The 12,842-nt window shown below is 29.2% G+C and carries 14 protein-coding genes; 10 read left to right on the top strand and 4 right to left on the bottom strand.

Going from position 1 to position 12,842, the window contains the following annotated elements; translation table 11 throughout:
* Positions 1-33: 33 nt before the first annotated feature.
* Positions 34-555 (bottom strand): hypothetical protein, encoded by a 522-nt coding sequence (locus tag FIA58_RS02935; protein WP_140959888.1) that lies wholly within the window; start codon positions 553-555, stop codon positions 34-36.
* 57 nt (positions 556-612) lie between these two features.
* Between FIA58_RS02935 and FIA58_RS02930 the strand changes: the two genes are divergently transcribed.
* The 3 genes from FIA58_RS02930 to FIA58_RS02920 all read left to right on the top strand — a co-directional run bounded on the left by FIA58_RS02930 (position 613) and on the right by FIA58_RS02920 (position 4,808).
* Positions 613-1,062, top strand: coding sequence for an acyl-CoA thioesterase (locus tag FIA58_RS02930; RefSeq protein ID WP_208022745.1), 450 nt, complete (start codon positions 613-615; stop codon positions 1,060-1,062).
* Between the two features lie 155 nt (positions 1,063-1,217).
* Complete coding sequence (gene uvrA / locus FIA58_RS02925) at positions 1,218-4,049, top strand: excinuclease ABC subunit UvrA (RefSeq protein WP_140959886.1); 2,832 nt, start codon at positions 1,218-1,220, stop codon at positions 4,047-4,049.
* A 33-nt stretch (positions 4,050-4,082) separates the two neighbouring features.
* Positions 4,083-4,808, top strand: a complete 726-nt coding sequence (locus FIA58_RS02920; RefSeq protein WP_140959884.1) for an LOG family protein — start codon at positions 4,083-4,085, stop codon at positions 4,806-4,808.
* A 35-nt stretch (positions 4,809-4,843) separates the two neighbouring features.
* On the opposite strand, the gene FIA58_RS02915 is transcribed toward FIA58_RS02920, so the two are convergent.
* Positions 4,844-5,206, bottom strand: a complete 363-nt coding sequence (locus FIA58_RS02915) for a helix-turn-helix transcriptional regulator (protein ID WP_140959882.1) — start codon at positions 5,204-5,206, stop codon at positions 4,844-4,846.
* A gap of 199 nt (positions 5,207-5,405) precedes the next feature.
* On the opposite strand from FIA58_RS02915, the gene FIA58_RS02910 reads away from it, so the two are divergent.
* From FIA58_RS02910 to gwsS, 5 genes are all read left to right on the top strand, one after another.
* Positions 5,406-5,648 (top strand): hypothetical protein, encoded by a 243-nt coding sequence (locus tag FIA58_RS02910; protein ID WP_140959880.1) that lies wholly within the window; start codon positions 5,406-5,408, stop codon positions 5,646-5,648.
* An 84-nt stretch (positions 5,649-5,732) separates the two neighbouring features.
* Positions 5,733-7,469: a hypothetical protein gene (locus FIA58_RS02905; protein ID WP_208022744.1), complete on the top strand. Its 1,737-nt coding sequence runs from the start codon at positions 5,733-5,735 to the stop codon at positions 7,467-7,469.
* 6 nt (positions 7,470-7,475) lie between these two features.
* On the top strand, positions 7,476-8,405 hold the full coding sequence (locus tag FIA58_RS02900; protein WP_140959878.1) for an ATP-grasp domain-containing protein: 930 nt from the start codon (positions 7,476-7,478) through the stop codon (positions 8,403-8,405).
* On the top strand, positions 8,395-8,562 hold the full coding sequence (locus FIA58_RS02895) for a hypothetical protein (RefSeq protein ID WP_165928838.1): 168 nt from the start codon (positions 8,395-8,397) through the stop codon (positions 8,560-8,562). Before FIA58_RS02900 ends, FIA58_RS02895 begins: the two co-directional genes overlap by 11 nt.
* A 1-nt stretch (position 8,563) precedes the next feature.
* A complete protein-coding gene (gene gwsS, locus FIA58_RS02890; RefSeq protein WP_140959876.1) occupies positions 8,564-9,652 on the top strand; it encodes a grasp-with-spasm system SPASM domain peptide maturase in 1,089 nt (362 codons plus the stop codon).
* Positions 9,653-9,795: 143 nt separating this feature from the next.
* On the opposite strand, the gene FIA58_RS02885 is transcribed toward gwsS, so the two are convergent.
* Both FIA58_RS02885 and trxA read right to left on the bottom strand, forming a co-directional pair.
* Positions 9,796-10,185 carry a rhodanese-like domain-containing protein gene (locus tag FIA58_RS02885; RefSeq protein WP_140959874.1) on the bottom strand — a complete coding sequence of 130 codons (390 nt, stop codon included), beginning with the start codon at positions 10,183-10,185 and terminating at the stop codon, positions 9,796-9,798.
* Between the two features lie 63 nt (positions 10,186-10,248).
* Positions 10,249-10,551, bottom strand: coding sequence for a thioredoxin (gene trxA / locus FIA58_RS02880; RefSeq protein ID WP_140959872.1), 303 nt, complete (start codon positions 10,549-10,551; stop codon positions 10,249-10,251).
* Between the two features lie 125 nt (positions 10,552-10,676).
* Between trxA and FIA58_RS02875 the strand changes: the two genes are divergently transcribed.
* Together FIA58_RS02875 and FIA58_RS02870 are read left to right on the top strand one after the other, a co-directional pair.
* The gene (locus FIA58_RS02875) at positions 10,677-12,026 is read left to right on the top strand and encodes a DEAD/DEAH box helicase (protein ID WP_140959870.1); all 1,350 of its coding nucleotides are present in this window, start codon (positions 10,677-10,679) and stop codon (positions 12,024-12,026) included.
* A gap of 140 nt (positions 12,027-12,166) precedes the next feature.
* A complete protein-coding gene (locus FIA58_RS02870) occupies positions 12,167-12,739 on the top strand; it encodes a pentapeptide repeat-containing protein (protein ID WP_140959868.1) in 573 nt (190 codons plus the stop codon).
* The last annotated feature ends 103 nt before the right edge of the window (positions 12,740-12,842 follow it).

Genomic DNA, 12,842 nt, shown 5'->3' with positions numbered 1-12,842 from the left:
ATAGCAATTTCAAAACAATTCGATTATTAAAAATTACTTCGATTTTTCACCTACAAAATAATCACTTTGATTTTTAAACAACACATTAAATGTTGTCAAACTACCATATATTCTAGTTATATATTGTTGTAAGTCAATTTTTTCGCTTTGTTCTAAATTACTAGAATTTATTTTTTGTTCCATAACTCTAATTCTATCCCTCACCATTACAATTTTATTAAAAAAAGTATCAATTGGAACTTCTTTGTTCTGCGTTTGTGTTCCTGGTTCTAGTATCAATTTACCTCCTTTCCATTTATCAGCAATAGAAACTTTTGGACCTATATCACTATATTTTTCCAATATACTTTTAAGCATCTTTTCTACTTCAAAAAAGCTAACAGTATCAACTTCATCTTCAACAGACTCAATAATTTCTATCTCCTCATCTAATTCAATAGTTTCTACACCTTTTTCTATGAAGGTTACCCAATAATATTTAGATGTAACATTTGTAACAACACCCATTCCATGTTCAGGATGTTTAATTCTAGAACCTATTCCTAATAATTTCATAATTTAGACAACTTTAAAAACCAAATATATTAAATTTGCAGGATAATTTTTATAAAAATGAGTACTATAAATTCACAAGATTTCAAATTTTCAATGCCTTTAAACATTCGCTGGAATGATTTAGATCCATTAAATCATGTAAACAACGTCTATTATTTTGAATATTTTCAAATAGGTCGTGGTCATTATATGATGGCAGCAAGTAAACAATGGGATTGGACTAAAAACATGTTTGTGATAGCACATATTGAATGTGATTATTATAAAGAATTAAAATTGACAGCAAAAGAGCCTCTAATTAAGCTTAGATCTTCTTCTTTAGGTTCTAAAAGTTTTGAAATTGAATATTTAGTGACTAGCCTAGATAAAGAAGGAAACGAAATTATTCATGCTAAAGGAAAAAGTGTACAAGTTTTAATTGATGCATCAATAGGAAAATCAATTGAAATTCCAGATTGGTTAAGAAATGATATTACCAATTATGAACCTAGCTTAAGTACAGTATAGCTAAATTATTTTTTTACATAAGTTGTACCAAATTAAGCAACAACCTATAATATAAAAATAAGAGATTACATTTTGTCATAATAACACAAATGTAATCTCTTTCTTCATTAGCTTTTATTCTTGTAAACTTGTATCTTTGCACTTTGTCAAAAATTATGCTAAATACAGAAGAAACTATAGAAATTATTGGTGCAAGAGCCCATAATCTTAAAAATATTGATGTTATTATTCCTCGAGAAAAACTAGTGGTAATTACTGGTTTATCTGGTTCAGGAAAGTCATCACTAGCCTTCGACACTATTTATGCAGAAGGACAACGTCGATACATTGAAACCTTTTCTGCGTATGCTCGTCAATTTTTAGGTGGTTTAGAACGCCCAGATGTTGATAAAATTGATGGCCTTTCTCCTGTTATTGCTATTGAACAAAAAACCACTAGTAAAAGTCCTCGTTCTACAGTAGGAACAATTACAGAAATTTATGATTTTCTTCGTTTATTATATGCTCGTGCTGCAGATGCTTACAGCTATAATACTGGAGAGAAAATGGTTTCTTATTCAGATGAGCAAATTAAAGATTTAATTATATCTGACTTTCAAGGCAAAAGAATTAATATTTTAGCTCCTGTTATTCGTTCAAGAAAAGGACATTACAGAGAGCTTTTTGAGCAAATTTCAAAACAAGGGTTTCTAAAAGTACGTGTAGATGGTCAAATTCGTGATTTAGAATTTGGTATGAAAGTGGATCGATACAAAACCCACGATATCGAAATTGTAATAGATAGAATGGCTATCGAAAACAACGAAGAAACTGAAAAAAGATTAGCAGAAAGCATCAACACAGCTATGTATAATGGTGATGATGTATTGTTAATTATCGAGCAAGAAAGTCAAGAAGTTAGATTTTACAGTAGAAGCTTAATGTGTCCTTCATCTGGTATATCTTATCCAAACCCTGAACCTAATAATTTCTCATTTAACTCCCCTAAAGGAGCTTGTCCCAATTGTAACGGACTTGGTGTGGTAAATGAAATAAACTTAAATAAAATAATTCCTAATCCAAAAACATCCATTAAAAGTGGTGGTTTCGCACCTTTAGGCGAATATAAAACTTCTTGGATTTTTAAACAATTAGAAATTATTGCCCAAAAATATGATTTCAAATTAACTGATCCAATAGAAACCATTCCTGAAGATGCCATGAAAATGATATTACATGGTGGAAATGAAAAATTTTCCGTGGTTTCTAAAGTAATGGGAATTACAAAAGACTATAAAATTGACTTTGAAGGAATCTCAAACTTTATCAAAAATCAATATGATGAAAGCGGTTCTTCTTCCATTAAAAGATGGGCAAAAGATTTTATGGACGAAAATACATGTCCAGCATGTGAAGGTTCCCGGTTAAGAAAAGAATCTTTATATTTTAAAATAAACGAAAAAAATATTGGTGATTTAGTACAAATGGATATCTCTGAATTATCAGAATGGTTTACTACTTTACCAAAGTATTTATCAGAAAAACAAGCTGTAATTGCAACAGAAATCTTAAAAGAAATCACAGCTCGACTTCAATTTTTATTAGATGTTGGTTTAAATTATTTATCCCTCAATAGAGGTTCTAAAACTCTTTCTGGAGGTGAAGCACAACGCATCCGATTGGCAACACAAATCGGTTCGCAATTAGTAGGGGTTTTATATATTCTAGATGAACCCAGTATTGGTTTACACCAAAGAGACAATGAAAGACTAATCAAATCCTTACAAAGTCTACGCGATTTAGGAAATTCTGTAATTGTTGTAGAACATGATAAAGACATGATTTTAGTCGCAGATCATGTTATTGACATTGGCCCTAAAGCAGGTCGTTTTGGAGGAAAAATCATTAGCGAAGGAACACCAAAAGAAATAGTAAAGCACGATACAATTACGGCTCAATATCTTAACGGTAAAATGGCAATTGAAATTCCAACAACTAGAAGAGAAGGAAATGGAAAAACATTAAAATTAAGTGGTGCCAGTGGGAACAACTTAAAAAATGTTTCTGTCTCATTTCCATTAGGAAAATTAATCTGTGTAACAGGAGTTTCTGGAAGTGGCAAATCTACTTTAATAAATGAAACCCTCTACCCTATTTTAAATGCCCATTTTTTCAATGCAGTAAAAAAACCTCAACCTTATAAAAAGATTGAAGGTTTAGAACATATTGATAAAGTAATTGACATTGACCAAAGCCCTATTGGTAGAACACCAAGAAGTAATCCTGCAACTTATACAGATGTTTTTTCTGAAATAAGAAGCTTATTTACTTTAACTCCAGAAGCACAAATTCGTGGTTATAAACCTGGTCGTTTTAGTTTTAATGTAAAAGGAGGTCGTTGTGAAACCTGTGAAGGTTCTGGTGTAAGAACAATAGAAATGAGTTTCTTACCTGATGTTTATGTCGAATGTGAAACATGCCAAGGAAAACGTTTCAACAGAGAAACATTAGAAATCAGATACAAAGGAAAATCCATTTCCGATATTTTAAATATGACAGTTGATGAAGCAGTAGAATTCTTCGAAAACATTCCAAAAATATATCGAAAAGTAAAAACCATTCAAGATGTTGGTTTAGGTTACATAACATTAGGACAGCAAAGTACTACTTTATCTGGTGGTGAAGCACAGCGTGTAAAATTGGCTACCGAATTATCAAAAAAAGATACCGGAAATACTTTCTATATCTTAGACGAACCTACAACCGGACTTCATTTCGAAGACATTCGTGTTTTAATGGATGTAATTAATAAATTGGTTGACAAAGGAAATACGGTTTTAATCATCGAGCATAATTTAGATGTAGTAAAACTAGCCGATTACGTAATCGACATAGGCTATGAAGGAGGTAAAGGTGGTGGAGAATTAGTTGCCAAAGGTACTCCTGAAGAAATCATTAAAAATAAAAAAAGCTATACTGCTCAGTTTTTGAAAAAAGAATTATCTTAGCAAGCTTGTTTAATTTTAAAATACGAAAAGAAGATGGCATTAGATCAATACGAAAACGACGATCAAAGAATACAAGAAAAGTTCAAACAAAGAACTTGGAACGAAATAAGAACCAATGATTCATGGGCAATTTTCAAAATCATGTCCGAATTTGTTAACGGATATGAAGCTATGGGAAGAATAGGTCCTTGTGTTTCTATTTTTGGTTCCGCAAGAACAAAAGCTGAAGACAAATATTATTTATTAGCTGAAAAAATTGCTTACAAAATTAGCAAAGGTGGTTACGGAGTAATTACTGGTGGTGGTCCTGGAATTATGGAAGCTGGTAACAAAGGAGCTCATTATGGTGGAGGAACTTCTGTAGGACTAAATATTGATTTACCATTTGAACAACATTTCAATCCGTATATTGATAGAGATAAAAACTTAAACTTCGATTACTTCTTCGTAAGAAAAGTAATGTTTGTAAAATATTCTCAAGGTTTTGTAGTTATGCCTGGTGGTTTTGGAACACTAGACGAATTATTTGAAGCAATTACCCTAATTCAAACTAAGAAAATTGCAAAATTCCCTATTATATTAGTTGGAACAGAATTCTGGAGCGGTTTAATGGATTGGGTTAAATCAACTTTATTAGAAAAATTCAATAATGTAAGTCCTGGAGATTTAGATTTATTTACCATAGTAGACAATGAAGACCAAGTCTTAGAAGCCTTAGATAACTTCTACAAAAAATACAATTTATCTCCCAACTTCTAAAAAACAAAAACCGACCAAATGGTCGGTTTTTAAATTTAACTATTAAGTTTTCCTTTCAATTCTTTAATTTCTTCTTGTAAACGACTATTCTCTTTTTTTAATAATTCTAGGTGTTCTAAAACAAAATCAGGAACATTAAAATAATGAATTGTTCCAGAATTGTTAACTGAACTATTTCCTTTATTCTTGTAAATGACATTAGTATTATTCTCTTCATAAATATCATCTATCTCACAATTTAAAAAAGAGGCTAGTTTTTCCCATTCGTCTGGAGTTATTTTAACTTCTCCATTTTCTTTACGACTATAATTAGAAGTATCAGTAGCTAAGTGTTTAGCAAGTTGTTCTTGTGTAAAACCTTTCTTCTTTCTATATTGTTTTAGTTTTTCCTTAACCATTAGATTTTGTTTTATACAAAAATGCAAAAAATAAACAAATTGCACATAATAATTACAAAAAATATGCACTAGAAATATTCGGTAAATACAAAAATAATTAAGTAATTGGCTACAATAAAAAAAGGAATTATTTGTTTATGGTTTTAAGTGCACGTAAAATTTTATCAAATGATTTTACTAACAATTTAATTTACAAATTATGAAACTAGAAAGTTTAAAAGAAAACAAGTTTAAGGATGCTGTTTTAAAAAGAGAACAAATGTTTACACTAAATGGTGGTGGAACAAAAACTGGTGGTGGTATTAACTGTTATGTTGATCAGTTAGGACAAGGTATTGGCTACGAATTTGGTTATGATGTAGATAGAATAGATGAGAATGGTAATGCCTTTAGAACTTATCATGATAGGTCTCATGCTTTTAAGACTTTATGTATAGAATAAAAAAACATAGTTTTATTATTAAACTAAAGGCTGAAAGAACTATTTTAGTCTTTAGTTTTTATAATTAAAAAAAGATTTAATAAAATGAATAATAGTATAAATATAGTTTTAGTGTTTTTATTAAATGTGTGTTTTATAAATTTTTCATCAGGTCAAAACCAGCAAAATAAAAAAAAATTTTATCAAAAAGATTTTGATAAAAATAAAGTTTTAGAAGACGTTTACGAATTAAGAATTTATAAAAACAGATGGACTCCTATTGATAAAGATACTATATCCTATTTTGTTGATACTAGAAGTTACAAAGGCATTATTAATTATGGAGTAGAATTTAAAAGTAAAAATTATGAATCCTTTAACTTCATAGAAGATGTGGCTATGTATTATTTAAATGTAGAATTTGAAAAATGTACTTTTACCCCTAACGATAGTATAATTGAAATTCAAGGATTTGTAAGTGGTGGATGGGGCAATAAAAAAGGTAGAGATAAAAAGATAGAGAATACTATTGATATATTCTTGGGTAATAAAAGAGATACGGTAAGTTATCACTATTTTAAAAATGTAGCCGATACTAGTACAGTAGAAACTACATTTAACAACCAAATCGTTAAAGATTATGTGGTTTTAGATTCCTTTCCTTCTTTTTATTTTAAAAAATATTCGCATTATCTCACAAATTCACAGGAAAAAAGACCTTTCAAAATAAAAGGAAAAATCAATAAAAATTCCACTTTAGCTTTTGGAGGAAGAGCTTGTTATTCAGAAGTTTTTGACATAGGAGCTATGGTTTTTAAACCAGAAAAGAATAATAAAAATATACCACAAAAAAAAGAAATAGGTTTTAAACAGCTTATTTTTAATAATGAATTAATTAATGATTCACAAAAAGAAGACCAAGATTCAAAACTTTCTGTTTATTATTTGTTTACAAAAAGAGCTGAAGATTTTATTTTAAGAGGACAATATGCAAAAGCTAAAGAAGAATACTTGCTGTTAGATAAAGAATACCCTGTTCTATTTGCAAGAGATATCCATAATGCGGTGAGATGTGGAGTTTTATCAAGAGATTATAAAAATGCTTTTTATTGGGGAGAAAAATTAGCTCCAAAAGGAGTTCCTATAAAATATTTTAATGCATCGGTATTTACTGTTTTAAAAAGAAATCCAGGTTGGAAGAATTTTACAGTACGTTATGATTCTATTTATAAGGAAAGTTTGGAAAAATTTAATAAAAATTTAAAAACACAAATAGAAGCTTTAACAGAAGAAGATCAAGCAGATTATGGTTTGGCTAACAGAAAAGAGCCTAAAGTACTGTATGAGACAACAGTTAGAGTTACTGATAAATTAATTGAACTACTTAGAAAAGAAGGTTATCCTTCTGAAGAAAAAATAGGAGTTTATACTAAGAATGATTCTACTTTATTATTTTATCCAGATTATAACGTATTGATTACTCATGCATGGCAAAAAAAAGTTGAAAATCTCAATGACCTCGATAAACTATTAGTGAAATTTGGTGAAAACTTAGAATATGATTATAAAAGAAATAGATTAAAGTCTGGCATAAATAATTCTTGTTTTCATGTTTACAAAGGCAATCTTTACAATTCAAAATCTTGTAGTAATAATAATGAGGGAATGGTTAGGAAAATGAAATTCATGTTTAATAATCCGCATAATTTCATTTTTTATAACAACGAGTATGATGTAATTCCTTATGAAAAGGCAATAGAAAAAGAAAGAGATGAATACTACAAAGAAAATTACAATTTTGTAATGAAACTTACCGATGATTGGTTTTTTTATGAAAAATAATTCTTTATGGTTTTAATCTACAGTAAAGATGTTGATGATTTTGTGAATCAGGTTATCGATTGTTTAGAGGTTGATTTTATTAGAATTAATGAGAAAGAAGTGACTTCTATTGAAGAAATGGATTTTAGTAATGATTCTAATTCCTATCTTGTTAAAAATTCATATCTATCAAATATCAACCTTGAAAATATTACAAGTGCATGGTTTAACGGAGGTTGTATTCTATCTGATGGTGGTGATTATGAAAACAAATGTTATGAAATATTAAACGATACTTTTTTTCTACAAAAGACAATTAAAAAAATAGGAAAAAGAAAAGTTGATATAGAATTCAATCGTTTAGATGTCATGCTAGAAGCTAAACAACAAGGTTTTAAGATTCCCCATACTTTAATAACAGGAAATAAAACAAAACTTAAGGATTTCTTTGATTTATACGAATCTAAAAACGGAATAATAGCTAAAAGAATACTAGATAGTTATCTTTATGAAGATGATGAGTATTTATACAACTTTAATTTAACTTTCCCTATAACTCCAACAGTTTTAAATGAAGTTCCTAATGAATTTGCCATTTCATTGTTTCAAGAAAGAATTATTGCCGATTTTGAAATAAGAGTTATCTATGTTGATGGAGTGTTTTACTCAGCCTGTATTTACAATTTTGATAATACAGTAATAGATTACAGAACTAAATTGAGAAATAAGGAAAATTTAAGAATAATCCCTTTTCAATTACCTGCTGAAATAGAGAATAAACTAGATAAAATTTTTAAAAGATTTAATATGAATTATGGCTCTGCTGATTTAATGTATAGTAAGGAAGACTATTATTTTTTAGAAATTAATCCTACAGGTCAAATAAGTTTTATAAATAATGCTTGTAACTTTTATATCGAAAATCTTTTAGCAACAAAAATTAAAAATGAACAATAGAAAACCTATAAATATTTTTAACGGTCTTAAGGTTCAAAAAGAGAATCAAAGTCAAATTTCAGAGAAACCAAAAAGTAAATTGGTAGCTATAAAAGCATATCAAAACGCTAGAAATATAACAAAGCCTTTTGTAAAACCAATTTCTAAAATAATCTAACTTGAAATCATCCCATATTATTCTTTTTTCAGATTGTATTCCTGTAAAAGGAATCAATAGAAGTATTATTTGTGACACTAAGAATAATAACTATTTTTTTATTCCAAATGGATTGTATGATATTCTAGAAACTTATAATGGTAAAACTATTGAAACTATAAAAGAAGATTTCAACCATGAATATGACGAAATTATCGATGAGTATTTTGATTTTTTGGTTGAAAACAAATTAGTTTTTTTTAATGCTAACCCTAATTTATTTCCTAAAATAGATTTGCAATGGCATAGTCCTTCAATAATAACAAATGCTATTATCGATTTTGATGAAATCATACATGATTATAAAGAAGTAATAAAACAATTTGAAGTTTTAAAATGTTCTTATGTTCAAATGCGATTTTTTAAAACAATTAATCTTGATTTTATAAATAAAATTGTTCAGTATCTTAATAATGAAAAATCTAGAATCGTTTCTATTGATTTTATTATACCTTATAATGAAACTTTTAGTATAGAAGCATTAAATGAATTGATAGCACAAAACAGTAGAATTCATGCTGTAATTATTTATAACTCACCCATTACTAAAAGTTATAACCCTATAAATGAAAATATGGGTTATATCTTACAAGTAGAAAGAAATATACTTAATGAAAAACATTGCGGAATAATTAATACAGAATATTTTTATTCGAATATTAACTTGTTTAGTGAATCTCAAAATCACAACTCCTGTTTAAACCGAAAAATATCCATAGATAAAGAAGGTAACATTAAAAATTGTCCATCAATGCCTCAAAATTTTGGTAATATAAAAGACACTACATTAGAGGAAGCATTAAGTCATAAAGATTTTAAAAAGTTCTGGAATATTACAAAAGACCAAATAGACGTTTGCAAAGATTGTGAGTTTCGTCATATTTGTACAGATTGTCGTGCTTATGTAGAAGAGCCAGAAAACCACTATTCAAAACCTTTAAAATGTGGTTATAACCCATATACAAACGAGTGGGAAGAATGGAGTACAAATCCTTTAAAACAAAAAGCTATCAAATATTATGGCATGCAAGATTTAATTAGTAAAAAGTAATTACTTCCAATTTTGAAACACCAAGATTTTACAAATCTTCGAAAGTTATAAAGCATGTAAAACTTTACACAATTTATCTCCCAACTTCTAAAAAACAAAAACCGACCAAATGGTCGGTTTTTTTATATTCTTATTTTTTATTCTTAATTCTCTACAGGTTTTCCTTTGGCTTTCCAATCGGTAATTCCGCCATCTAAATCTGTAATACTAGTAAAACCCATTTCTTTTAATTGTCCACAAGCTCTTCCACTTCTTCCTCCTGATTTACAATATACCAAAACGGGTTTTGTTTTATCAAGTGCTTCCATTTTAGCTTTAAAATCAGTATCGTTAATGTTAATATTTACTGCATTGGCTAAATGACCACTTGCAAATTCATCTGGTGTTCTTACATCTATTAACTGAACTTCCTGTTCTTCCATTTTTTGTTCAAAAGTAGGAACATCTACTAAAGTTACTCCTTCTGTTTGCGACTTTACACATGAAATAGAAACAAAAAATACCAAAAAAACAATTCCAATTCTTACTTTCATTTTATCTAAATATTTGTTTAAAAATTATGCTCTTCAATAATCGTTTGTAAAAATAGTAAAAAATTAATTCAAATGTTCTTTTACAATAGAAACCAAATCTCTAGATGATAAAACTCCAGATTGCCTCCACAACATTTTCCCTTGTTTAAATAAAATTAAAGTAGGCACACCTCTTACACTAAATTCTGTTGCCAAATCTTGATAGTGATCCACATTAATCTTAATTATTTTTACCTCATCTTTTAAAACCGATTTTGTTTCTTGCAATATTGGAGACATCGTTTTACATGGACCACACCATTCTGCATAAAAATCAACTAAAACTAATTGATTTTCATTAATTAGAGCATTAAATTTTGCGTTCATTATTATATCTTTTTAGAATACAAATTTACTAATTTCTAAATGGTTAAGATGCAATAAATGTTACATAAAAATAGCTTTTCTAATCCAAAAAAAGATTACGTACCTTTGCACAAAATTCAGCATAAATGAAAACATTCCAAGATTTCGATTTACCTAAATCACTACAAAAAGCATTAGACGAATTAGGATTCGTTCAGCCTACTCCTATTCAAGAAAAATCTTTTTCGGTAATCTTATCTGGTAGAGATATGATGGGAATTGCACAAACGGGTACTGGTAAAACTTTTGCCTATTTACTACCTATTCTAAAGCAATGGAAGTTTCAAAATAACGAATCTCCAAGAGTAGTTATTCTTGTTCCTACACGAGAACTTGTTGTTCAGGTAGTGGAAGAAGTAGAAAAATTAACCCAATTCATGTCGGTGCGTTCACTAGGAATTTATGGTGGTGTAAATATAAACACCCAACGAAAAGACTTAGCACAAGGAGTTGATATTTTAGTAGGAACTCCAGGTAGAACAATGGATTTAGCACTTGATGGTGTGTTGCGTTTTGATGCTTTACAAAAATTGGTTATCGATGAATTCGACGAAATATTAAATCTTGGTTTCCGTGTTCAATTGACTTCTATTTTGTCTATGATGAAAAGCAAAAGACAAAATATCATGTTTTCGGCAACGATGACAGAAGATGTCGATGATGTTTTAGATGAATTTTTTGAATTTCCAGAAGAAGTCTCTTTGGCTCCAAGTGGAACACCATTGGAACAAATTACACAGCAATTATATCATGTTCCTAATTTCCTTACCAAAGCTAATCTTTTAAAACACCTTTTGGCAACAGATGAAACTACCGAAAGAGTGCTAATATTTGTAAATAATAAAAGAATCGTTGATCTCGCTTATGAATTATTAAATGAAGCCTTTCCAGATCAATTTGGAGTAATTCATTCTAATAAAACACAAAATTACCGTTTGAGTACTATGGCTAATTTCCAAAGCGGTCAACTGAGAGGATTGATTACTACTGATGTAATGGCACGCGGACTTGACATTTCTGATATTACTCATGTATTCAATTTACAATTCTCTGAAAGTCCGGAAAAATATATGCATCGCATTGGTCGTACTGGTCGTGCAGATAAAGAAGGAGTTGCTATTAGCTTTGTGGCTCCTTATGAAGAAGAAAGCCTACTAGACGTGGAAACACTAATGAATATGGAAATTGATGTAACAGAAATACCTACAGCAGTTGAAATAGACGAAAAAAAATTAGAGTTTGAAAAAGACAAACGCAGATTTAAGTCAATAGGCAAAAAAATCAATCAGGAAACCAAAGGAGCTGCTTTCCATGAAAAGAAAGAAAAAAATAAAAAAGTAAATCTTGGTGGACCAGGAAAAACAAAACCAAGAAAAACGGCTCCAAGAAATAGAGCAGCCGATGCTAAAAAAGCAGCAAAAAGAAAGAAAAAATAAAACCTTCTCGATACAATTCACATTTCAAGTGATGTTTTGCATTGAGAATTAATCAATATACATCATCGCTACAAGTTTTCTTATTTTCTTAAGTTATGAAATAAAAAATGTATCGAGAAACATTCTAATAAAACAAATACATGCCAAGCGATTTTTTTCAAGATCAACAATTCACCGATATTATTTTTAAAGAAGACGACATCAAGTTCAAAGAATATGAAAATTGCCAATTCGTGAATTGCGATTTTAGAAACTGTTATTTTACCAGCGTCTATTTTATTGATTGTACGTTTACCGAATGTAATTTTAACGATACCAAAATTAATTATGTTTCTTTACGTGGAGTAGAATTTTTAAAATGCGACTTTACGAATGTGAATTTTGCCATGACTGACCAAGTCATTTATGATTTTAATTTCACAGATTGTTTATTGGATTACTCCAAATTCTACGCACTAAAACTAAAGAAAATACGTTTCACAGGCTGCAGTTTGGTAGCAGCCGATTTCATGAAAACCGATTTAACGGAAGCTATTTTCGCTCATTGCGATTTACGCAGAACTGTTTTCATAGAAACCAACCTCAACAAGGCAGATTTTACTACCAGTTTCAACTACGCACTAGATCCAGAAATTAACAAAATTAAAAAAGCCCAATTTTCTCTCGAAGGTTTACAAGGCTTATTAGCCAAATATGATATTGTGGTGAAATGATTTTTGGGGCATTTTTTTAATTTAAAACTCAATTACCACACTTTTTTGTGGCAAAATTAATTTTACAATACAGTTTACCACAAAATTTTTATGTCTTTATTTT

Source organism: Flavobacterium jejuense (genome assembly GCF_006491595.2).
Taxonomy (GTDB): Bacteria; Bacteroidota; Bacteroidia; order Flavobacteriales; family Flavobacteriaceae; genus Flavobacterium; species Flavobacterium jejuense.
Note: the sequence above shows the minus strand (reverse complement) of the source record. Positions and strands in the feature narration are given on the sequence as shown.